At 66.0% G+C, this 23,085-nt stretch carries 17 protein-coding genes and 2 riboswitches; of the genes, 5 read left to right on the top strand and 12 right to left on the bottom strand.

Translation table 11 applies throughout. From position 1 onward, the window contains the following. Window positions 1-86: 86 nt before the first annotated feature. The gene (locus CAG41_RS24815; RefSeq protein WP_085639101.1) at window positions 87-1,160 is read left to right on the top strand and encodes an ABC transporter substrate-binding protein; all 1,074 of its coding nucleotides are present in this window, start codon (window positions 87-89) and stop codon (window positions 1,158-1,160) included. 6 nt (window positions 1,161-1,166) lie between these two features. Here CAG41_RS24815 and CAG41_RS24810 read toward each other — a convergent pair whose 3' ends face one another. Continuing rightward, window positions 1,167-1,385, bottom strand: coding sequence for a DUF2970 domain-containing protein (locus CAG41_RS24810; RefSeq protein ID WP_085707583.1), 219 nt, complete (start codon window positions 1,383-1,385; stop codon window positions 1,167-1,169). A gap of 162 nt (window positions 1,386-1,547) precedes the next feature. Then, entirely contained in the window at window positions 1,548-5,258 is a 3,711-nt protein-coding gene (metH, locus tag CAG41_RS24805) for a methionine synthase (protein WP_085707582.1), read from the bottom strand. A gap of 156 nt (window positions 5,259-5,414) precedes the next feature. Between metH and CAG41_RS24800 the strand changes: the two genes are divergently transcribed. Continuing rightward, window positions 5,415-7,697: a fatty acid cis/trans isomerase gene (locus tag CAG41_RS24800; protein WP_085633128.1), complete on the top strand. Its 2,283-nt coding sequence runs from the start codon at window positions 5,415-5,417 to the stop codon at window positions 7,695-7,697. 158 nt (window positions 7,698-7,855) lie between these two features. After that, on the top strand, window positions 7,856-8,440 hold the full coding sequence (gene nfuA, locus CAG41_RS24795) for a Fe-S biogenesis protein NfuA (RefSeq protein WP_085586164.1): 585 nt from the start codon (window positions 7,856-7,858) through the stop codon (window positions 8,438-8,440). A gap of 92 nt (window positions 8,441-8,532) precedes the next feature. Here the strand turns inward: nfuA and cobM are convergent, their stop codons facing one another. The 10 genes from cobM to CAG41_RS24745 all read right to left on the bottom strand — a co-directional run bounded on the left by cobM (window position 8,533) and on the right by CAG41_RS24745 (window position 17,428). Continuing rightward, complete coding sequence (gene cobM / locus CAG41_RS24790; protein WP_085707581.1) at window positions 8,533-9,279, bottom strand: precorrin-4 C(11)-methyltransferase; 747 nt, start codon at window positions 9,277-9,279, stop codon at window positions 8,533-8,535. Between the two features lie 90 nt (window positions 9,280-9,369). Then, window positions 9,370-9,783, bottom strand: a complete 414-nt coding sequence (locus CAG41_RS24785) for a cobalamin biosynthesis protein (RefSeq protein ID WP_085586160.1) — start codon at window positions 9,781-9,783, stop codon at window positions 9,370-9,372. Beyond that, window positions 9,780-10,481 carry a CbtA family protein gene (locus tag CAG41_RS24780; protein ID WP_085707580.1) on the bottom strand — a complete coding sequence of 234 codons (702 nt, stop codon included), beginning with the start codon at window positions 10,479-10,481 and terminating at the stop codon, window positions 9,780-9,782. The genes CAG41_RS24785 and CAG41_RS24780 overlap by 4 nt, the downstream gene beginning before the upstream one ends. Window positions 10,482-10,492: 11 nt before the next feature. After that, window positions 10,493-10,690 carry a CbtB domain-containing protein gene (locus CAG41_RS24775; protein WP_085586156.1) on the bottom strand — a complete coding sequence of 66 codons (198 nt, stop codon included), beginning with the start codon at window positions 10,688-10,690 and terminating at the stop codon, window positions 10,493-10,495. Between the two features lie 118 nt (window positions 10,691-10,808). After that, a riboswitch (cobalamin riboswitch) is annotated at window positions 10,809-11,029 on the bottom strand. A 34-nt stretch (window positions 11,030-11,063) separates the two neighbouring features. Then, complete coding sequence (locus tag CAG41_RS24770) at window positions 11,064-11,390, bottom strand: AzlD domain-containing protein (RefSeq protein ID WP_139831372.1); 327 nt, start codon at window positions 11,388-11,390, stop codon at window positions 11,064-11,066. Beyond that, window positions 11,377-12,075, bottom strand: a complete 699-nt coding sequence (locus tag CAG41_RS24765; protein WP_170930009.1) for an AzlC family ABC transporter permease — start codon at window positions 12,073-12,075, stop codon at window positions 11,377-11,379. Before CAG41_RS24765 ends, CAG41_RS24770 begins: the two co-directional genes overlap by 14 nt. Continuing rightward, the gene (locus tag CAG41_RS24760; protein ID WP_085707579.1) at window positions 12,065-12,982 is read right to left on the bottom strand and encodes a sugar phosphate isomerase/epimerase family protein; all 918 of its coding nucleotides are present in this window, start codon (window positions 12,980-12,982) and stop codon (window positions 12,065-12,067) included. Before CAG41_RS24760 ends, CAG41_RS24765 begins: the two co-directional genes overlap by 11 nt. Next, window positions 12,979-15,399, bottom strand: a complete 2,421-nt coding sequence (locus tag CAG41_RS24755; protein WP_085707578.1) for an acetyl-CoA carboxylase biotin carboxylase subunit family protein — start codon at window positions 15,397-15,399, stop codon at window positions 12,979-12,981. Before CAG41_RS24755 ends, CAG41_RS24760 begins: the two co-directional genes overlap by 4 nt. Continuing rightward, window positions 15,396-16,676, bottom strand: coding sequence for a hypothetical protein (locus CAG41_RS24750; RefSeq protein ID WP_085586146.1), 1,281 nt, complete (start codon window positions 16,674-16,676; stop codon window positions 15,396-15,398). The genes CAG41_RS24755 and CAG41_RS24750 overlap by 4 nt, the downstream gene beginning before the upstream one ends. Beyond that, window positions 16,676-17,428, bottom strand: a complete 753-nt coding sequence (locus CAG41_RS24745; RefSeq protein ID WP_085707577.1) for a 2OG-Fe dioxygenase family protein — start codon at window positions 17,426-17,428, stop codon at window positions 16,676-16,678. Before CAG41_RS24745 ends, CAG41_RS24750 begins: the two co-directional genes overlap by 1 nt. Window positions 17,429-17,775: 347 nt before the next feature. Continuing rightward, window positions 17,776-17,990: riboswitch (cobalamin riboswitch) on the top strand. A 98-nt stretch (window positions 17,991-18,088) separates the two neighbouring features. Here CAG41_RS24745 and cobW point away from each other — a divergent pair. Both cobW and cobN read left to right on the top strand, forming a co-directional pair. Next, window positions 18,089-19,156 (top strand): cobalamin biosynthesis protein CobW, encoded by a 1,068-nt coding sequence (cobW, locus tag CAG41_RS24740; protein ID WP_085695206.1) that lies wholly within the window; start codon window positions 18,089-18,091, stop codon window positions 19,154-19,156. Between the two features lie 3 nt (window positions 19,157-19,159). Then, window positions 19,160-22,978, top strand: a complete 3,819-nt coding sequence (cobN, locus tag CAG41_RS24735; protein WP_085639082.1) for a cobaltochelatase subunit CobN — start codon at window positions 19,160-19,162, stop codon at window positions 22,976-22,978. Window positions 22,979-23,085: the final 107 nt, after the last annotated feature.

Here is a 23,085-nt window from a genome sequence, read left to right as displayed (position 1 = left end):
CGGACAAATTGCAGGATCAAGCGCCAGTGGCCGGTTGATCGAAGGCTATAATGCGCCGCCGTTTTTCCTATGGGCCCGGATGTTTCATGTTGAAGATTCTCCACCTCAGCCTGCTGCTGTTCGGCGCGGTTTTCGGATCCTGCGCGCGGGCGGAATCGGTGCTGTTCCTCAATCCGGGCACGGAACAGGAAGCCTTCTGGGTAAGCTATTCGCAATTCATGCAGGCCGCCGCCCGGGATCTGGGCATCGACCTTGAGATCGTCTATTCCCAACGCCTTCCCGAACAGACCCTGGCCCAGGCACGGCTGGCGCTGCAGGGCACCCGCCGTCCGGATTACCTGATGTTCGCCAACGAGCAGTACGTGGCGCCGCAGATCTTGCGCATGGCCTACAACAGCGGCGTGAAGCTGTTCATGGTCAACGCTGCCTTGACCCCCAATCAGCAAAGCCTGGTGGGCGAGCGCGCCGACCGGATCGGCAGCCTGGTGCCCAACGACGAGGAGGGCGGCTACCTGATGATGAACGAGCTGATCCGCCTGCATCCGGCGGTGGCGCCCGGTGAGGAGATCGAGTTGCTGGCGTTCTCCGGGCTCAAGATCACGCCGTCGGCGCAACTGCGTGAAAGCGGCATGCAGCGGGCGCTGGCCGAGCATCCCCAGGTACGGCTGCGCCAACTGGTCTACAGCGGCTGGACACGCCAGCGCGCCTACGAGCAGGCCAAGCAGTTGCAGGCGCGCTACCCGAAGGTGTCGCTGGTGTGGTCGGCCAATGACGAAATGGCGTTCGGCGCGATGCAGGCCTTCGCCGAAGCGGGCAAGGTGCCGGGCAAAGACGTGCTGTTCAGTGCGGTCAATACTTCGCCTGCGGCCTTGCAGGCGTTGCTCGACGGTCGTCTGAGCGCGTTGCTCGGCGGGCATTTCACCTTGGGCGGCTGGGCGCTGGTGGAATTGCACGACCATGCGCAGGGCGTGAACCTGGATCGGTACGGCGGACGCGACCGGCAGATCCCGCTGATGCAGTTGATCGACAAGGCCCAGGCCCGGCAGATGCTGGCCATGGGCAATTCGCCGGACTACGGCGTGCCGTTCCGCAAGCTGTCGGCCAAGGGGCGGCCGGCGTCCTACCGTTACCCCTTCAGCCTGCAGACATTGATGCACTGATCCGTGTCAGACCCCCGCCAGATGCACCACCAGCTTGACGATGGCGAACAGCGTCAGCGCGAACAGCGCCGTAAAGGCAATGCCGAGGATCACGAAGTGGCTGGGCTTGCCGTGGGTGAAGTCCCGGGCGCGGTTCTTCCCGCTCTGCACCCCGAACGCGGCGGCCATGACGCTGTGCACCATCTGCCAGAAGGTCGGTGGCTTGTCGTCGACTGGATCGTCCATAAATCCCCCGTCTGTGTGTTTGCCCTTTGAGCATAGCCAATCCTGCTCCCGTTGCCTGGAGCCTTGGCCGAGCCCGCACGGCGCGGGGACGATGCGGGGGAGGGAAGCCCGGAGAGGCCGGCCCTTGCGCCTTGGGCGGGCACAAGGGCGGCGAGGCCGGTCTCAGTCGTCGTAGCCCAGGTTCGGCGCCAGCCAGCGCTCGGTGACGCTCAGTTCCTGGCCCTTGCGCGAGGTGTAGCTCTGCACCTGATCCTTGTCGACCTTGCCCACGGCGAAGTACTGCGCCTGCGGGTGGGCGAAGTACCAGCCGCTGACCGCCGCCGCCGGGAACATCGCGTAGTGCTCGGTGAGGAACACGCCGCTGCGGCCGGCGCGCATCTCGCTGGACTCGGGGTCGAGCAGGGCGAACAGCGTGGCCTTCTCGGTGTGGTCCGGGCAGGCCGGGTAGCCCGGTGCCGGACGGATGCCGGAGTACTGCTCCTTGATCAGCGCTTCGTTGTCCAGGGCTTCGTCCTTGGCGTAGCCCCAGTGCTCCTTGCGCACCTGTTCGTGGAGCCATTCGGCGCAGGCCTCGGCCAGGCGGTCGGCCAGGGCCTTGACCATGATCGCGTTGTAGTCGTCGCCGGCGTCCTGGTAGGCCTTGGCCACTTCCTCGGCGCCGATGCCGGCGGTGGTGATGAAGCCGCCCACGTAGTCGGTCACGTCACTGTCCTTCGGCGCGACGAAGTCGGCCAGGGAGAAGTTCGGCTTGCCGTCGGTCTTGATCGCCTGCTGGCGCAGGTGGTGCAGGCGGGCCAGCGGCTTGCCGTCGTCGCCGTACAGCTCGATGTCGTCGTCATGCACCTGGTTGGCCGGCCAGAAGCCGAACACCGCGCGGGCGCTGATCAGCTTCTCGTCGATCAGTTTGCTCAGCATTTCCCGGGCGTCCTTGTACAGCACGGTGGCGGCCTCGCCGACCACTTCGTCCTCAAGGATGCGCGGGAACTTGCCGGCCAGGTCCCAGGAGATGAAGAACGGCGTCCAGTCGATGTATTCGGCCAGCACGTTCAGGTCGATGTCGTCCAGCACTCGGGTACCGGTGAAGGTCGGCTTGACCGGCGCGTAGGCGGCCCAGTCGAACTGCGGTTTCTTGGCGATGGCGGCCGCGTAGCTCAGGCGCTCGGTGCGGGCGCTGCGGTTGGCGGTGCGCTCGCGCACGTCGACGTATTCGGCGCGGGTCTTCTCGACGAAGCCGGCCTTCAGCTCTTTGGACAGCAGCTGGGTGGCGACGCCCACCGCGCGGGAGGCGTCGGTGACGTAGACCACGGCATCGTTGCTGTACTTGGGCTCGATCTTCACGGCGGTGTGCGCCTTGGAGGTGGTGGCGCCGCCGATCATCAGCGGCAGGTGGAAGTCCTGGCGCTGCATCTCGCGGGCCACGTGCACCATTTCGTCCAGCGACGGGGTGATCAGGCCGGAGAGACCGATGATGTCGCACTTCTCGTCGCGGGCCACCTGGAGGATCTTCTCCGCCGGCACCATCACGCCCAGGTCGACGATGTCGTAGCCGTTGCAGCCCAGCACCACGCCGACGATGTTCTTGCCGATGTCGTGCACGTCGCCCTTCACGGTGGCCATCAGGATCTTGCCCTTGGCCTGCGGCTTGTCGCCTTTTTCCAGCTCGATGAACGGGATCAGGTGAGCCACGGCCTGCTTCATTACGCGGGCGGACTTCACCACCTGCGGCAGGAACATCTTACCGGCGCCGAACAGGTCGCCGACGATGTTCATGCCCGCCATCAGCGGGCCTTCGATGACCTCGATCGGCCGGGCGAACGACAGGCGCGACTCTTCGGTGTCTTCGACGATGTGGGTGGTGATGCCCTTGACCAGCGCGTGTTCCAGACGCTTGTTGACGTCCCAGCTGCGCCACTCTTCGGTTTCGGCTTCCTTGACGCTGCCGTCGCCCTTGAACTTGTCGGCGATGGCGAGCAGGGCGTCGGTGGCGTCGCCGTTGCGGTTGAGGATCACGTCCTCGACGGCGTCGCGCAGCTCCTGCGGGATCTGGTCGTAGATCTCCAGCTGGCCGGCGTTGACGATGCCCATGGTCAGGCCCGCACGGATCGCGTACAGCAGGAACACCGAGTGGATGGCCTCGCGCACCGGGTTGTTGCCGCGGAACGAGAACGACACGTTGGACACGCCGCCGGAGCTCAGGGCGTACGGCAGCTCGTCGCGGATGTAGGCGCAGGCGTTGATGAAATCGACGGCGTAGTTGTTGTGCTCTTCGATGCCGGTGGCGACGGCGAAGATGTTCGGGTCGAAGATGATGTCTTCCGGCGGGAAGCCGACTTCGTTGACCAGGATGTCGTAGGAGCGCTTGCAGATTTCCTTCTTGCGCGCCTCGGTGTCGGCCTGGCCGACCTCGTCGAACGCCATCACCACCACGGCGGCGCCGTAGCGCTTGCACAGCTTGGCGTGGTGGATGAACTGCTCGACGCCTTCTTTCATGCTGATCGAGTTGACGATGCCCTTGCCCTGGATGCACTTGAGGCCGGCTTCGATCACGTCCCACTTGGAGGAGTCGATCATGATCGGGACGCGGGAGATGTCCGGCTCGCCGGCGATCAGATTGAGGAAGGTCACCATGGCCTTCTTCGAATCGAGCATGCCCTCGTCCATGTTGATGTCGATCACCTGGGCGCCGGCCTCGACCTGCTGCAGGGCGACTTCCAGGGCTTCGGTGTAGTTGTCCTCGCGGATCAGGCGGGCGAACTTGGCGGAACCGGTGATGTTGGTGCGCTCGCCGACGTTGACGAACAGCGAGCTGCGGTCGATGGTGAACGGCTCCAGGCCCGACAGGCGGCAGGCCTTGGGGATGTCCGGGATCTGCCGCGGCGCGTAGCCGGCCACGGCCTTGGCGATGGCTTCGATGTGCCCAGGCGTGGTGCCGCAGCAGCCGCCGACGATGTTGAGGAAGCCGCTCTGGGCGAACTCTTCGATGACTTTGGCGGTGTCCGCCGGCAGTTCGTCGTATTCGCCGAACTCGTTCGGCAGGCCGGCGTTCGGGTGCGCCGAGACGTGGGTGCTGGCCTTGTCCGACAGCTCTTCCAGGTACGGGCGCAGCTCGCGGGCGCCGAGGGCGCAGTTCAGGCCGACGGAAATCGGCTTGGCGTGGGCCACGGAGTTCCAGAACGCTTCGGTGGTCTGGCCCGACAGGGTGCGGCCGGAGGCGTCGGTGATGGTGCCGGAGATCATGATCGGCAGTTCGAGGTTCAGTTCCTCGAACACCCCTTGCACGGCGAAGATCGCGGCCTTGGCGTTGAGGGTGTCGAAGATGGTCTCGATCAGGATCAGGTCGGCGCCGCCCTCGATCAGGCCTTTGGTGGCCTCGGTGTAGTTCTCCACCAGTTCATCGAAGGTGACGTTGCGGTAGCCGGGGTTGTTCACGTCGGGCGACAGCGAGCAGGTGCGGCTGGTCGGGCCGAGGACGCCGGCGACGAAGCGCGGCTTGGCCGGGTTCTCCAGGGTTTTCGCGTCGGCCACCTTGCGGGCCAGGCGGGCGCCTTCTACGTTGAGTTCGTAGACCAGCTCTTCCATGCCGTAGTCGGCCATGGAAATCCGGGTGGCGTTGAAGGTGTTGGTCTCCAGAATGTCGGCGCCGGCATCCAGGTAGGCCTTTTCGATGCCGCCGATCACGTCGGGGCGGGTCAGCACCAGCAGGTCGTTGTTGCCCTTGACGTCGCTCGGCCAGTCGGCGAAGCGCTTGCCGCGGTAATCCTGCTCTTCGAGCTTGTAGCTCTGGATCATCGTGCCCATGCCGCCGTCAAGTATCAGGATGCGCTCTTTGAGAGCTTGCTTGAGGGCCTGGAGGCGGACGCTGCGATCGGACATTGGGACTACTCGAAAAGACCATGACGAAGGGCCGGAATCATAACAAACCTGCGCGGATTTAGAGCAGGCGGTGCATTTGCATGAATATCGCTCATGTTGGAGCGGGCGTACCGGCGGTAGAATCGCGCGGTTTTCCTCAGGATCGGAATCAGGGATATGTTGAACCGCGTCATCGGCACCGTGTTGCTGCTTTTAAGCTTTGGCGCGGGGGCGCAGGGGACGGCCATTTCCTACACCCGCGACATCCAGCCGATCTTCACCGAGAAGTGCGTGGCCTGCCACGCCTGCTACGACTCCGCCTGCCAACTGAACCTGGGCAGCGGCGAGGGCGCGGCCCGCGGCGCCAGCAAGATGCCGGTCTACGACGGCGAACGCACCCAGGCCGCGCCGACCACCCGGCTGTTCTATGACGCCTTCGGCAAACGGCAATGGCAGGAGAAGGGATTCTATTCGGTGCTCGACGCCCAGGGCAGCCAGGCCGCGCTGATGGCGCGCATGCTGGAGCTGGGCCACAAGACGCCCCTGCAACCCAACGCCAAGCTGCCCGAAGACATCGTGCTCGGCCTGCAGCGCGAGAACCTCTGCGCCATGCCCGCCGAGTTCGAGGGTTATGCCCAAAGCCATCCGACCGAAGGCATGCCGCTGGCCGTGACCGGCCTGACCCAGCAGCAGTACCAGACGCTGCAGCGCTGGCTGGCGTCCGGTGCGCCCATCGATGAGCAAGGGCTGACGCCCAGCGCCAAAGAGGCGATGCAGGTCGTGCAGTGGGAAAACCTGCTCAACACCCCCGGCGCCCGGCAGAGCCTGGTGGGACGGTGGCTGTTCGAGCACTGGTTCCTGGCGCACATCTACTTCAAGGACGGCGAGCCGGGTCACTTCTTCCAGTGGGTGCGTTCGCGCACGCCGACCGGCCAGCCGATCGACCTGATCAACACCCGTCGCCCCAACGACGATCCGGGCACTCAGGTGTACTACCGCCTGTGGCCGGTGCAGGGGGTGATCGTGCACAAGACCCACATCACCTACCCACTGAGCGCGGCCAAGCTGGCGCGGGTCAAGAGCCTGTTCTACAACGGCAAGTGGCAGGTGCATGCCTTGCCGGGCTACGGGCCCCAGAGCCGGGCCAACCCGTTCGCCACCTTCGAGGCGATCCCGGCCCAGGCGCGCTACCAGTTCATGCTCGACAACGCCGAGTACTTCGTGCGCACCTTCATCCGCGGGCCGGTGTGCCGCGGGCAGATCGCGACCGACGTGATCCGCGACAACTTCTGGGCGCTGTTCCAGGCCCCGGAACACGACCTGTACATCACCGACCCGAACTACCGCGGCCAGGCCACGCCGTTGCTGGCGATGCCGGGGCAGAACGACGACGTCGGCAGCGTGCTGAGCCTCTGGCACGACTACCGCAACAAGCGCAACCAGTACGAAGCCCTGCGCCGCGACAGCTACGCCGAAATGCCTGCGCCGAGCTGGTCCACGCTGTGGGCCGGCAACGACAACGCGCTGCTGAGCATTTTCCGTCACTTCGACAGCGCTTCGGTCACCAAGGGCCTGATCGGCGAAGTGCCGCAGACGATGTGGCTGTTCGACTTCCCGTTGCTGGAGCGCACCTATTACCAGTTGGCGGTCAACTTCGATGTGTTCGGCAACGTCTCCCATCAGGCGCAGACGCGCCTGTACTTCGACCTGATCCGCAACGGCGCCGAGCAGAACTTCCTGCGCCTGATGCCCGCCGACTCCCGCGAGGGCTACCTGGACGATTGGTATCAGAGCAGCGGCCAGTTCAAGATGTGGCTCGACTACGAGGCCATCGACGACGACAAGCCGACCGCGCTGAAGCTCGACGCCAAGAACCCGAAACGCGATTTCGCCCGCCAGTTGCTGGCCCGCTACGGTGACCTGAACGCCCGTCCCGACCCGATCAACCGCTGCGAGGACGCCTATTGCTCGCGGCCGAACATCGACCCGGCCCTGCAGAACGCCGAGCAGGCCCTGAGCCGCCTGGCATCGCGCCCGGCCGCCGGGCTCAAGGTGATCGATCAGTTGCCGGAAGCGACCCTGCTGCGCGTCGAGACCGCCAGCGGCAAGCGCGAGGTCTACAGCCTGCTGCGCAACCGGGCCCACAGCAACGTGGCGTTCCTGCTCGGCGAATCGCTGCGCTACCAGCCGGGGCTCGACACCCTGACGATCTACCCGGGCGTGCTCACCAGCTATCCGAACTTCATGTTCAACCTGCCGGCGGACCAGGTGCCGGCATTCGTCGATGCGATGGAGGGCGCGAAGGATCAGGAGCAGTTCGAGAAAATCGTCGAACGCTGGGGCATCCGCCGCAGCCATCCGCAATTCTGGTTCTATTTCCATGACCTGAGCCGCTACATCCACGATACGGATCCGGTGGAAGAGGGCGTGCTGGACATGAACCGCTACGAGAACCTCTGAAGCGGCGATGTCGCCACCCATCCTGCGGGAGCCACTGGAGGCTCCCGCAGGGTAGGGGCTGCCACCCGGCGATTTGCGAACTATTCCTACGTAAATACTAGGACTTTGTCCCGGGCGCCGATTGGCGTAAACTCCGCCCAAGCCTGCGAGGAGTTTCCATGACCGCTATCACCATCACCGACGCCGCCCACGATTATCTGGCTGATCTGCTTTCCAAGCAGAACACCCCGGGCATCGGCATCCGCATCTTCATCACCCAGCCTGGCACCCAGTACGCCGAAACCTGCATTGCCTACTGCAAGCCGGGCGAAGAAAAACCCGAAGACAAGGCGCTGGGGCTCAAGAGCTTCACCGCGTACATCGATTCGTTCAGCGAAGCGTTCCTCGACGATGCCGTCGTCGACTACGCCACCGACCGCATGGGCGGCCAGCTGACCATCAAGGCACCGAACGCCAAGGTGCCGATGGTCAACGAAGACAGCCCGATCAACGAGCGCATCAACTACTACCTGCAAACCGAGATCAACCCGGGGCTGGCCAGCCACGGCGGCCAGGTCAGCCTGATCGACGTGGTCGACGACGGCATCGCCGTGCTGCAGTTCGGCGGCGGCTGCCAGGGCTGCGGCCAGGCGGACGTGACCTTGAAGGAAGGCATCGAGCGCACCCTGCTCGAACGCATTCCGGAGCTCAAGGGCGTTCGCGACGTGACCGACCACACGCAGAAAGAAAACGCCTACTACTAAGGCGTTCCCTGCGGACACAAAAAAACGGCGCCCCGTGAGCGCCGTTTTTTTATGGGTGAACATCACGGATGCCATCACCGGCAGGCTGGCCGCTAAGGCCGATACAAATGCGCATGCCCCGCACGGTACAGCGACGATTCGCTGAAATGGTCGCTGCCCAGCACCTGCCCCACGATGATCAACGCCGTACGCCTGAAGCCCTTGGCGGCCACCTTCGCGGAGATGTCCTCCAGCGTCCCCATCACCCAGTCCTGATCCGGCCAGCTCGCCCGGTGAACCACCGCGATCGGGCAGTCCGCGCCGTAGTGCGGCAGCAGTTCGCCGACGATCTTCTCCAGATGATTGACCCCCAGATGAATGGCCATGGTCGCGCCGTGCTGCGCCAGGCTGCCGAACTCCTCGCCGGCGGGCATCGCGGTCTTGTCCGCGTAACGGGTCAGGATCACGGTCTGCGACACGTCCGGCAGGGTCAGCTCGGCCTCCAGCAGCGCAGCGCATGCCGCCGTGGCGGTCACGCCGGGGATGATCTCGAATGCAATGCCCAGCTCGCGCAGGCAGCGGATCTGCTCACCGATGGCGCCGTACAGGCTCGGGTCGCCGGAATGCACCCGGGCGACGTCCTGGCCATTGGCGTGGGCGGTCTTGATCAGGTCGATGATCTGTTCCAGGTGCAGTTCGGCGCTGTTCACCACGCTGACCGCCTGATGCCCCTCCAGCACCGCTGCCGGCACCAGCGAGCCTGCATAGATGATCACCGGGCAACTGCGGATCAGCCGTTGGCCTTTGACGGTGATCAATTCGGGATCGCCGGGGCCGGCGCCGATGAAGTAGACGGTCATTGTTCCATCCTGAAAAAGGGAGCGGTGCAGGGCGTCATGAGGGTCCCGCATGAGCGTTGCTCATGATCGAAAGCGGGGATTATCGGGAATTCAGGCCGCGCCGGCCAATGCCAATGTGGCCTGGGCGTACTTTTGTCGCGGAATCAGCAGCTTTGCCGGCGCCTGGATCAGTTGCTCGGCCAGCGCCAAGGCGGCGCTTTCCGCCACGCCGTAGCAGCCGGTGCGCTCGAAGGCGATCTGCGACTGGTGGCTCAGGCGCGGCCGGTAACCGGCCAGTTCCGCGCTGCTGAAGTACAGCAAGGGCAGCGCCAGTTGCGCGGCCAGTTCCCGCAAGCCGGGCTCATCGCGCTTGAGGTCGATGCTGGCGAGCGCCTTGACCGCCGCCAGTTCGATGCGATGTGCCTGCAGGGCCTGGTCGAGCAAGGCCCGCAGGGTGGCGGCCGGGCAGCCGCGCTGGCAGCCCAGGCCGACCACCAGGGCCGGCGCTGCGCCGTCCGCAGTCATGCGTGGTGTTGGCCTTCGCCGTTGCGGCGGAACAGCCACGCGCTGATCAGCCCCAGGGCCAGCCAGAACGCAACGTTGGTCAGCTGCGAGGCGATCTTGAACTGCGCTTCCAGCGCCTCCGGCGCCAGCATCGAGTGCACTTCCGGTTGCGGTGCGCCGATCACGTGGGGCACGGCGAGGATGGCCGCGCCGAGGATCTTCATCAGCCAGTTCCGGCTGAAGGCGATCAGGGCCAGGCCCACGGCGGTGGACGCCGCGGTGCCGATCCACCACGTCTGCCGCGAGGCCAGGTCGGCGGCGGCGGTGCCGGGCAGTTCGGGCGGCAGGCCAAGGGTCGGCGCCAGCACGAAGGTGGTGTAGCCGGCCAGGCCCCAGAGCAGGCCCTGTGCGGTCTTGGTCGGTGCGCGCAGGGTATAGAGGCCGGCGAGCATCAGGGCGAAGCCCACGGCCACCACCAGGTTGCCGCCGGTGGTCGACAGCACGCGCTGCCAGCCGTCTTCCGGCTCCCAGGCTTCGGCGTCATGGGTGTGGGCCGGGGTGCCGGCGGCGTGTTCGTGGACTTCGGCCGCAGGTTCAGCCTTCTCGTAGGTCTCGGCCTGCAGAATCAGCGGGGAGACCCAGAAGCTTTGCAGCAGGGTGAGCAGCAGGGCGGCCAGCAGGCCGGTGTACCCGGCGGTCCGGGCAATGCGCTTGATCATGTCGGCAGGTCTCAGTGGCACGGGAACGCGGCGCTGTGGCGGGTATCGTGGGCGGCGTTGTGCACCGCTTCGATGTGCGAGAACCCGGCGAAGTAGACGAGGCAGGCCCCCAGGATCGACGCGCAGACGGCGGCGGTCAGGCGTTGGCTCAGGGTAGTGGTGCCGGCGGAGCTCTTGTCAGTGCTGCCGGTGCTGGTGATGATCGACATGGCGCTTCCCTCTGTGGTGTCAGCGGGTGAATAGAGCGCATGGAAACCCTGCGGGACGGGCACGCAGGGTTCGAACAGCGCCCGCCCACCGCGGGTTTGTTATGTTCAGCGGCGCAGGTGCGCGCTGTGCGTTGCGGGCCGGTCTCCGGGCTCGCGAGGGGTCGGCGTCGGCCGACCTGCAAGCGTCACCTTCCCATGCCGCAGGCACAGTGGATCTGACGCTTCGCTCGCTTACCGTTGCGGGGGCAGCACCGGACTGACATGGCCTTGAAGTAAAGCACATGATTCACCGGTTTCCCGTTTCACCCTGTGAAGGGCACCCGTAACAAGTTGTGTAGGAGAGCATGGGCGCACGATCCGAGTCAATCGACGGCTAACGCATGGCCAGCAGAACGTAGGCGCCCAGCGCGATCAGAAAGGCGTAGTAGGACTTCATGCGCGTCAGGCCCAGCAGCCAGGCCAGCGCCACAGGCCCGATCCACAGGTGCGCCGACGGCTGCTGGCCGGCCAACGGTTGCAGCGAACCGGCCAGCAGGCTGATCAGCATCGCCACGGAAGTGTATTTGCCCAGCCGGTCGATGAACGCCCGGGCCCCGCCGGACAAGCGTTCGACATCCACCGCCAGCGGCAGCAGCCGGCAGGTGGCGGACACCAGCGCGCAAATCAGCACATACAGCCAGAACACACTAGGCTCGGTCATAGGCGTAACTCGTGAGGACGGTCACCGCGAGCACCGCCATCAGGCTGATGTCCCCCAGCCACAGCAGGCTGGCCGCCGCGGCGAGCCCGGCGATCCATTGCGCGTGCAGGCTATGCCGGTCGCGAGCCATCTTGCCCAGCGAAGCGCTGATGAAAATGGCGATCACCACGCTGACATGCTCCATCAGCCCGTTGGCGGCCAGGCTGGCGAAGCCGTAGCCGGCGGCGGTGCCGAGCAGGGCGGCGGCGTACAGCGCAAAGCACACGGTGTTGGCGTAGGGGCGGCTGACCGGCCCTTGTTCCTTGCGGATCGACATCAGGGTGAAGGCCGCGTTGGCCATCACCGCCAAGGCCGGGACAAAGGACCTGACGGAGCCTTTGAGGCTGGATTTGAGGCTCAGGGTGAAGACCAGAAAGCGCAAGTTGATGCTCAGCGCCGAGACCAGTACCCCGAAGGCGTTCAGCAGGTGCGCCGGCGTCTCCAGCAATGTCAGCTGCAGCGGCGAGGCCATCACCGTGCCGCTGAACACCACCATCGACGGCAGGTCCAGGCCGTGACGCCGGCCGAGCATGCCGATCAGGGTGAAGGTCAGCAGCAGCGAGAACACGAACGGCAACGCATCGCGCAGGCCGGTCGTGATCTCGCTGTGGGTGGCCGGTTCGGCCAGCGCGGACTCAGCCGGCATGGGCGCTCTGCCGTGCGCCCGCCAGCAGGCCTTCGACACCGTCCTTGTAGGCCAGCGCCTTCTCCAGGTAGTACTCGGTGGAGAAGCGCGGGATGAACTCCTCGACCACCGCCACGCCGCGGTAGCCGTTGACGGCGAAGCGGTTGAGCACATCGCTCAGGCGCAGGTTGCCTTCACCGATGGGCAGGTGCTGGTGGTGGGTGTCGTTGAGGTCGGCGATGTGCAGGTGACGGGTCACCGGGGCCAGCTCGGCGATGGCCTGGAACAGGCTGTCGCCGTAGGGCATCAGCGAGCACAGGTGCGTCACGTCGATGGTCACGAAGCAGCCGGTCTCGCGGTGGAAGCGCAAGTGCTCGCCGACGCTGAACACCGGGAACTTCGGTCGCTGGCCGCCCATGTTCTCCAGGCACAGGTCGATGCCACGGGTGTTGACGCGCTGTTTGACCTCGTTGATCGCCACGATCAGGTTGTCCAGCAGTTCGGTGTTCTCCAACTGATCCTTGTAGCCCGGATGGAACGTCACGCTGGTGGCGCCGGCCTGGCGCGAGAAGTCCACGGCGGCGCTCAGGCAGTCCACCGCCTGACCCCGTTCGACCGGATCGGGCGAGCACAGGTTGTACTGGCGGCCCCACCAGCCGGCGTGCACCGTCAGGGTGATGCCGTTCTGCTCGGTGAAGGCGCAGACTTGCCGCGCCAGTTCGCTGCGCTCCTCGGCGCTGAGCGACCAGAACACGGTCTCGGCGTCTTCGCCGATCTCGAACTCCACGGCCTTGAAATGCCTGGAGAGGTCGGTGATCGACCCGAGAATGTCCGCCGGGTTGTCGTACACGTTGGTGGAAAAGGAGATCAGCGGGAAGTTCGGGCTGATCGGGCCGTCGATGTGGAACAGGGTCTCTTGGGTGCTCATTGCGCCAGTCCTTGGGTGGTGAAACGAGGGTGGGAGATCGCGGCGCCGAAGACGTTCGGGTCGTCTTCGGCGGCGCAGGCCAGCAGCACGTAGCCGTGCCGGTCGGCGGAACGGCGGATGGGCCGGCCGAACTTGCCCTGGTCGAGCGTCGCGCGCAGGGCGAAGGGGTGCCGCAGCAGTTGGTCGCGCAGGTGTTCGGGGTCGGTCGTGCCGTCGGTCTCGATGTAGCGGATCGCCATTTGCACGAAGGCCTGCTCGGGGGCCGGCAGGTCGGTGCCGGTCATCGCCGCGAGGGTGCTGGCCGCCAGGTGCACGCCGGTGGTTTTCCAGACCATCTCCCAGATCTGGTCGCCGCCGAAGCGGGTCTGGGTCTCGATGAAATGCAGGCGCGATCCGTCGAGCTTGACCTCGGTGTGCGCCGGCCCCCAGCGGTTGCCCATGCGTTCGAGCAGCCACAGCACCGCGTCTTCGATCAGGGTGCGGCTGGCATCGTCCAGCGCGGCCGGAAAGTCATGGCCGGTCTCGACATAGCCCGGCGCGCCGCTGGTGTGCTTGCGGGTGATGCCGAGGATCCGGTGGCGGCCGTCGAGGCTCAGGGATTCCACGCTGTATTCGTCGCCGCCGGCGAAGGCTTCGATCAGGTTGCGGCCCTGCAGGGGCAGGGCGTCGACGTCTTCCGGGCGATTGACCGCGTAGACCCCTTGGCTGCCCGAGCCGCTGACGGGCTTGACGATCGAGGCGCCGTGGCGCTCGACGAAGGCGCGCACGGCCTCGGCGCTGTCCGCCGCCGCGCTGTGCAGTTCGTAGGGGCTGCCTTGCAGGAGCCTTCGGAACAGCAGCTTGTCGCGGCTGACCTCGACGCTGCGCACGCTGTTGTGGGTGATGCCCAGCCGTTCGCCCAGTTGCGAGGCTGGCAAAAGGCCCAGTTCCGAGAACGACACCACGGCGTCGAACGGCCGCTGACGGTGCAGGCGTTCGACCGTGTCGCCGTAGCCGGCCAGGTCTGCGATGTCGGGCGTCAGCACCAGCGCCGCGTGTTCACGCTGATAGTCGGACAACTGGTCGGGTTGCTGCACCAGGGTGAAGTGGAAGCGGTGTGCGGTGTCCCAGTCCAACCCTGAATCCCGCCCGCCGATCAGCAGGATGCGTTTGGCAGGCTCGGGGTCGGTGCGCTCGCCATACACGTCGATGTCGGTGACCGCCAGCAGCGATTCACGCAGCCGGGCGGTGTCGGGCTGGCGGAACTCGACGTACAGGTAGTTCTGGAACCCGTTGCTGGCCGGGCCGATGGCGTCGCCCGGCGCGGCGTAGGCGTACCAGCGCTGGAAGCCCGGCAGGCTGCGCAGGCGTTGGGCGTGATGCAGACCGTCGTAGATCCGGTGGGTGCGCGCGAAAGGCGTGGCGATCCCGAACGGCTGGGGGACGTCGCAGGCAGGCGGCAGCGCTTCGCCGGACAGGGCGCGGTGATAGCAGACATCCAGCGGCAGTCGCCACGCCTGGCGGATCACGTGGATCCGGCTGCCGCCGGGCCGTGCGCCGACCTCCAGGACCCTCGGCCCGCGTGCGGTGAGGATGAACTCGACATGGGCGAACGTGCCCTTGAGGCCGAGGGCCTGCACGGCGTCGTGGGCCAAACGGTGGCAGCGCGCTTTGAGCGACGCGTCCGGTTCGATGGTCGAGGGCGTGTAGCGGGCGAAATGGTGGAAGTCGTCGCGGCCGATGTCGACCCCGGCGATCACATCGACGATGGGAAAGCTGCTGATGTTGCCGTCGGGACCGATGGCGCAATCGATGGAATGGTTGGAGCCGTGCAGGTATTCCTCCAGCAGCAGTTGGTCGGTTTCCCGCTGCTTGCCGGCGACGTAGCGTTGCAGCGCCGGCCATTCGCGGCGGCTGTAGTCCAGCAGTTCGTGGCGGTCGCGGATGCAGCGCACGAACAGGCTGCTGTACAGGTTCGCAGGCTTCAGGACGAACGGGTAAGGCAGCGCATCCGGTGCGGCGAGCAGTTCGTCGATGCCCGTTTCGCGGGAGATCACGTGCAGGTCGGGATTGGCCGACGCCTGGAAGCGCTGGCGCTGCAGCACCTTGTCCAGCGTGTGCTCGACGTTGCGGTGCAGATGGGCCAAGGCCGGCACTGCCGCGCACAGGCGGCCGGTGACGGCGACATAACCTTCACGGAAGTTCAGCACGCTGGTGAACCTGTGCTCATCCAGCAGGCGTTGGGTCAGGTCGATCAGTTCCGGTGTCAGGCCTTTGGAAAAATCGTAACGGGCCACCGGCGGCACCTTGGCCGCGTCGGCGATCTTGCTGGTGGCGCGGCTGTCGGCGATCAGCAGCGGTGTGACGCCCTCGGCGACCAGGCCTTCGTATTCGCCGTCGCGGATGTTGCCGACAATCAGGCAAGCGGCTGCGCTCATCGGCAGGACTCCTCGTCGAAACTGTAATGAACCCGGTTCAACCGGTGACAGATGTGGGCCAGGCGGATCCGGTCGGCGGCGTTGACGCTGTCGGTCAGCACGTTGCGGATGATGTGGGCGAGGGCGTCCAGGTCTTCGCCGGCGATCCCCAGGCGGGTGATTTCCTGCACGCCGAACCGCAGGCAGTCGCGCCCGCCGATGCGTTTGTTGTTGACCCGTATCCCCAGCTCGTTGAGCTGCTGCGCCGCGTGCTGGCTGAAGGCGCCTTCGAGCAGCAGCATATGGGTGTCGGTGGCGTGCGCCGTCCAGCCCGGCAGCCCGGCCAGCGCATCGCGCAGTTGGCGGGCGTTGGCGCACATGCGTTCGGCGTAGGCCTGGCCGTGGCGTTCCATCTCCATCAGGGTGACGAACAGTTGCAGCAGGCCGGGCAGGTTGGGGGAGGACACCAGCGCGCCGCCGACGTTGTGTTCGATCTGCCGGGCCAGGTCGGCGCGTCGGCAGACGATCAGCGCACGGTGCGGGCCCGGCAGGGATTTGTGGGTGTTGCCCTGGAGGATGTCCGCGCCTTCGTCGAGCGGGTTGGGATAGGCCTGGCCGGCGATCAGCCCCAGCGTGTGCGAGGCGTCGCAGATGATCAGCGTGCGGTCGAGGCCGCGCCGGTTGAGCAGCTTGCGCAGCGGCTTGACGGCGATCGCCCGGGTGGTCAGGCCGTGGTCGAGCAGCACGGCGGCCGGCGGTTGCCCGAGGGACTGAAGTTGCGCATCGAAGGCGTCGAGATCGATCTGGCCGTCCGTGCCGAGCCCGAAAAACACACTCTGGCGACCGATCTTCTGCACCAGCGGCCCGGTGGCGAAATGACCGCCGCTCTCGGGCGCCAGGGACATGACGATGTCCCCCGGCACGCTCAGCGCCGCCAGCACGCTCAAGGTGCAGTGGACGCCGGACAGCACGCGGTACTCGACGAACTCGGCGTTGAACATCGTCTGCGCGGCCCGGGTCGCGAGCGCCTTCAGCGTTTCGACCTCCGGAAAGTGCTCGACCTGCATCCCGCCGAACTCGGCGGCGTAGCGCTGGCCCGCAATCGGCCGGACGTTGAACAGGTAACGGTCGTAATGGCGGTTTTGCCCCAAGGCCCGGGCCGTGTCCGACAATACATTTTCATTGGCGGTCAGAGACACTGTCGAGGTTCGGCGCGCCAAGGCCTCTTCGAACTGTTCGATAATGAAACTGTGCGCGCTGGGCGCGACGGAGGGCACTGCATAAGTTGAATGGTTCATTAGTAATCCGCCAGGTCGAAGTCGATGATCAACATGTCGCGAGTGCTGTGATTTGAACTAATGCCTAACTTCTGCAAGGGTGAAACTTCATGCAGAAGTATTCGGTCATTCAATACGACGGTTTCCAGGTAGTTCGTCAAAGTTGCGCTGAAAACATTGTCGCCGTTCTCGGTGAATATCCGGCTTTCGCCGCCGATGACGTGCTGGCGCTGGATCAGGTGCTGAAAGACGAAGTCGTGGCCGTCGCGGTGGCGGCCTTCGGGGGTGGCCTGGCCTTCGCGGGTTTCGTCGCACAGGATGCGAAACTGATGGCAGGTCACCAGCCAGTCGCGGTGGCCGACGGCCAGGTCCATCAGCGCCAGGTCCGCCGCCAGCAGGCTGCGCAGCACCGGCGATCCGGTGAAGGCCGGCTCGCTGTGCGCATAGGTGCGCTGGACGCCGCCCAGCAGCGGGTTGTGGGCCTGGGCCTGGAAGAAGTGGCAGTCGTCGAGGGGCGTCCAGTGGCGCTCCCGCTGGCGGTACTCGAACTTGCAGATGCGCCGCTCGCGGCGGCCGTTCTCTGCGTTCAGGTAGGTGTCCGGCGGCAGGTTGTCCCAGGTGCGGTTGAAGGCGCGGCACGCTTCGCGGCCCAAGGACGCCACCTGCGCCGCCGGAAAGACGTCGCTGTCGGCGTAGTGGTCGTTGCGCAGCCGTTCGGACAGTTCGAACAGCACGGCACTGCCCGGATGCCCGATGGCGCTACCGGCACTCATGGCGCAGGCACACAGGCAGGTTTCAGAGGAATAGACAGGCGCGGACACTGACGATAATCAGGCATGCAAGAAGTCCTTTCTTATGAAATACATATTCCTTATGTGGGGTCATGGTTCATTTCCTGTTTTGAATTATCAATTCTGTTTTTGTAAAGATATGTAATTTTGCTGTTCGGACGCTCTAGTCCGAGGGGAAGCGGGGTGTAGGAAAAGTTTCTGTTTTGTGAACTTGTAGGAAATAACTTACGTTGAACTTTTTGGTTGAGAAAAGGTCGCGGCCTATATATGAATAAATAAAGTCTATATAGCGATAACGCACTAGACATTGACCCGCCTGCCGACCATGCGTAGCCTTGCGCTTTCGAGGTTCTTCGGCGGCTGCCGAAGCTAAGAAGGGAACGCGGTCCAAGCCGCGGCTGCCCCCGCAACTGTGAACGGTGATGTTCGCTGCCATGCCACTGCAAGCCTGCTTCAACAGGGCCGCGGGAAGGCGCAGCGGATGCCGGGCCCCAAGGCCGGCGCGCCGTCAGCCAGGAGACCTGCCTCGACACAGATTCTCACTACAACCGGGCGGGGTGATCCGGTGGCGAACGCTCCCGGCGCGCAAGCGCGTCGCCGGCTCTCGTCCCGCATGCCCGCCACCTTGCCAAAGGGCATCCGATGAAAACACTGGCCAAACTCCCCGTCACCATCGTCACCGGCTTCCTCGGCTCGGGCAAGACCACCCTGCTGCGGCACATGCTCGACAATGCCCAGGGCCGCCGCATCGCGGTGATCGTCAACGAGTTCGGCGAACTGGGCATCGACGGCGAAATCCTCAAGCAATGCACCATCGGCTGCACCGAAGAAGAGGCCACCGGCCGCGTCTACGAACTGGCCAACGGCTGCCTGTGCTGCACGGTGCAGGAAGAGTTCTTCCCGGTGATGCGCGAGCTGGTGGCCCGTCGCGGCGACCTCGACCACATCCTGATCGAAACCTCCGGCCTGGCGCTGCCCAAGCCGCTGGTGCAGGCCTTCCAGTGGCCGGAAATCCGCAACGCCTGCACCGTCGACGCGGTGATCACCGTGGTCGACAGCCCGGCCGTGGCCGCCGGCACCTTCGCCGCGTTCCCGGATCAGGTCGACGCCCAACGCAAGCTCGACCCGAACCTGGACCACGAATCGCCGCTGCACGAACTGTTCGCCGACCAACTGGCCAGCGCCGACCTCGTCATCCTCAACAAGGCCGACCAGGCCAGCGCCGAAGACCTGGCCCGCGTGCGCCTGGAAGTCGCCGAAGAGCTGCCGCCGGCGGTCAAGATCGTCGAAGCCAGCAACGGCCGCCTGCCGCTGGACGTGCTGATCGGCCTGGGCGCCGGTTCCGAGGAACACATCGACGGTCGCCACAGCCATCACGACCATCACCATGACGGCGATGACCACGACGACCATGACCATGACGCCTTCGATTCGATTTCCATCGAACTGCCGCAGGCCGACGAAAGCCTGCTGCTCGACGCCTTGACCCAATTGGTGGTTCAGCACGGCATCCTGCGGGTCAAGGGCTTCGCGGCGATCCCGAACAAGCCGATGCGCCTGCTGATCCAGGGCGTGGGCACCCGCTTCGACAAGCACTTCGACCGCCAGTGGGGCGCAGACGAGGCGCGCATCACCCGTCTGGTGCTGATCGGCCAGAAACTGGACGCCGCCCAGCTCGAAGCGCAACTGCGCGCCGCGCTCAGCGTGTAAGCCATGCACCTGCTCAGGACCCAGCCCGGCGGTTTCGTGTCGGATGACAATATTGCCGACCTTGGACAGACCCCCGCCGAACTGGTGATCCTGTGCAGCGGCGATTCCAGCCTGGCGCTGCTCGCCGAAGCCGCGCAGCAGTTGCCCGACGACTATCCGAGCCTGCGTCTGGCCAACCCGATGCAGGTGCAGAACCATGCCTCGGTCGACCTGTACGTCGACGAAGTGCTGCGCCACGCCAAAGTGATCCTGATCTCCCTGCACGGCGGCATCGCCTATTGGCGCTACGGCGTCGAGCGCCTGGTGGAGCTGGCCGGGGGCGGGGTGCAGGTGATCCTGGTGCCGGGCGACGACCGGCCCGACCCGGAACTCAGCGGCCTGAGCACCGTCGGCGCCGAGGACCGCGACCGGCTCTGGCAGTTCCTGCGCCAGGGCGGCCTGGGCAATGCGCTGGACTTCTTCCGTTGCCTGGCCAACCGCTGGCTGGATCGCCCCTACGCCTGGGGCGAACCGCAGGCGCTGCCGCGCACGGCGATCTATCACCCGAATAAAAGCACCGCCGCCCTGGGCGACTGGCAGGCCGATTGGCAAGCCGGCCGGCCGGTGGCGGCGGTGTTGTTCTACCGCTCGCATTTGCAGGCGGCCAACACGGCGTTCATCGATGTGTTCTGCCAGCGCTTGCAGGCGGCGGGGCTCAACCCGTTGCCCATCGCGGTGGCGAGCCTGAAGGAGCCCGGCTGCCTGACGGTGGTCGAGGACTGGCTGGACGAAACCGAAACCGGCGTGATCCTCAACACCACCGGGTTCGCCCAGTCCAGCCCGGAGGCGCCGCACCTGCGGCCGTTCCGCCGCGACATCCCGGTGATCCAGGCCATCTGCGCCCAGGACAACGAACCCGGCTGGCGCGCCAGTGAACAAGGCCTGGGCCCGCGCGACCTGGCGATGCACATCGCCTTACCGGAACTGGACGGGCGGATCATCAGCCGGCCGATCAGCTTCAAGGACCTGGCCTGGCGCAGCGAACGCAGCCAATCGGACGTCGTCTGCTACCGGGCGCAACCGGAACGCATGGATTTCGTCGCCGAACTGGCGCGGCGCTGGGCTGACCTGGCCCGTGTGCCGAACCACGAAAAGCGCGTGGCGCTGATCCTGGCCAACTACCCGACCCGTGATGGACGCATCGGCAACGGCGTCGGCCTGGATACGCCGGCGGCGGCCCTGAACATCCTCAGGGCGCTTCATCAGCACGGCTATCCGCTGCCCGCCGAACTCCCGGCCAGCGGCACCGACCTGATCCGCCAGTTGCTCGGCGGCGTCAGCAACGATCTGGACACTCTCGACCAGCGCCCCTGCCAGCAAAGCCTGGGCATGGACGAGTACCTGGCGATGTTCGACGCCTTGCCCGACGCCAACCGCGCGGCGGTGCTGGAGCGCTGGGGCACGCCGCAGCAAGACCCGATGTGCCGCGACAACCGCATGATGGTCGCCGGCCTGCGCTTTGGCCTGACCTTCGTCGGCATCCAGCCGGCGCGGGGTTATCAGGTCGATCCGAGCGCGGTCTACCACGACCCGGACCTGGTGCCGCCCCACGGCTATCTGGCGTTCTACTTCTGGCTGCGCCGCACCTACGGCGCCCACGCGCTGATCCACGTCGGCAAGCACGGCAACCTCGAATGGCTGCCGGGCAAGGGCGTGGGGCTGTCCGATCAGTGCTGGCCGGACGCGTTGCTCGGGCCTTTGCCGAACATCTATCCGTTCATCGTCAACGACCCCGGCGAGGGCGCCCAGGCCAAGCGCCGCACGCAGGCGGTGATCATCGACCACCTGATGCCGCCGCTGACCCGCGCCGAAACCTACGGCCCGCTGCGCAACCTGGAGTTGCTGGCGGACGAGTACTACGAAGCGCAACTGCTCGACCCGCGCCGCGCCCGCGAACTGCAGCGCGACATCCTGCAACTGGTGCGTGACACGCAGATCGACCGCGAACTGCAACTGGATGCCGCGCTCGACAGCGATGCGGATGCGGCGGTGTGGCTGCCGCGCTTGGACACCTACCTGTGCGACCTGAAGGAATCGCAGATCCGCGACGGCCTGCACGTGTTCGGCGAGTCGCCCACCGGGCCGCTGCGCACCGACACGTTGCTGGCTTTGCTGCGCATCCCCCGGGGCGACGGCAAGGGCGCGCAGTCGAGCCTGCTGCGGGCGCTGGCCAAGGCGTTCGGGCTGGGTTTCGACCCGTTGGATTGCGCATTGGCCGAACCGTGGGCCGGCCCGCGCCCGGATGAACTGCAAGCGGTCAGCGACGAGGCCTGGCGCACCTGCGGCGATACCCGCGAACGGCTGGAGTTGTTCGCCGCCCAATTGATCGCCTCGACGACGCCGTCCCCCTGTGGGAGCGGTGTGTCCGTTGAACGCAATGCTGAAGGCACGACCGATTCGCATCCAAAGGAACCTCGCTGGGCCCCGGTCAATGAGATCCTGGCGAACCTGCGCGAGGTCATCGCCCCGCGCCTGGACGCCTGTGGGCCGGCGGAGATGCGTGGCCTGCTTGATGCCCTGGACGGTCGTTTCGTGCCCGCCGGCCCCAGCGGTGCGCCGAGCCGCGGCCGCCTCGATGTGTTGCCCACCGGGCGCAACTTCTATTCGGTGGACGTGCGCAACCTGCCGACCACCACTGCGTGGCGCATCGGCTTCCAGTCCGCCAGCCTGATCCTTGAGCGGCATTTGCAGGACCATGGCGACCACCTGCGCCAGATCGGCCTGTCGGTGTGGGGCACGGCAACCATGCGCACCGGCGGCGACGACATCGCCCAGGCCATGGCGCTGATGGGCGTGCGCCCGGTGTGGGCCACCGGCAGCCAGCGGGTGGACGATTTCGAGATCCTGCCGCTGAGCCTGCTCGACCGGCCCCGGGTCGACGTGACGCTGCGGGTGTCCGGGTTCTTCCGCGACGCCTTCGCCAACCTGATCCGCCTGTTCGACGCCGCCGTGCAGGCGGTGGCCGAACTCGACGAGCCGGACGACCTCAACCCGCTGGCCGCCAAGGTGCGCGCCGAACGTGCAGCGCTGGTGCAGTCGGGTCTGGACGAAGAGGCCGCACGGCGCCAGGCCGGCTGGCGGATCTTCGGTGCCAAGCCGGGCGCCTATGGCGCGGGCGTGCAGGGCGCCATCGACGCACGCCTGTGGCAGACCCGCGAGGACCTGGCCGAGGTCTACCTGAACTGGGGCGCCTACGCCTACGGCGGATCCGATGAAGGCACCGCCGCCCGTGACCGGTTCGCCCGGCGCCTGAGCCAGGTGCAGGCGGTGCTGCACAACCAGGACAACCGCGAACACGACCTGCTCGATTCCAACGACTACTACCAGTTCCAGGGCGGCATGCTCGCGGCGGTGGAGAGCCTGCGCGGCGAGGCCGCCGCCAGCTATCACGGCGACCACAGCCAGCCGGACCTGCCGAAGATCCGCACCCTCAAGGAAGAGCTCAACCGGGTGATCCGTTCCCGGGCGGCCAATCCGAAGTGGATCGACGGGGTCAAGCGCCACGGCTATAAAGGCGCGTTCGAACTGGCGGCGACCGTGGACAACCTGTTCGCCTTCGATGCCACCACGCAGCTGATCGACGACCACCAGTACGCCTTGCTTGCCGACGCCTATCTGCTGGATCCTTCGACCCGCGAGTTCGTGCGCGAGCACAACCCCCATGCCCTGCGGGACATGACCGAGCGGATGCTGGAGGCGCAGCAGCGGGGGATGTGGCAGGATCCGGGCGCGTACCGCGAGGCGCTGGAGAACCTGTTGCTGGATATAGAAGAAGAGACCTGACCCATACCCCTGTAGGAGCGAGCCTGCTCGCGATAGCCTTGCCCCAGTATCCCTTGGGTTGCCTGCTCCACCGCGATCGCGAGCCTGCTCGCTCCCGCAGTTGCCCC

It is taken from the genome of Pseudomonas sp. B35(2017) (genome assembly GCF_002113645.1).
In the GTDB taxonomy this organism is placed as follows: Bacteria; Pseudomonadota; Gammaproteobacteria; order Pseudomonadales; family Pseudomonadaceae; genus Aquipseudomonas; species Aquipseudomonas ekonensis.
Note: the sequence above shows the minus strand (reverse complement) of the source record. Positions and strands in the feature narration are given on the sequence as shown.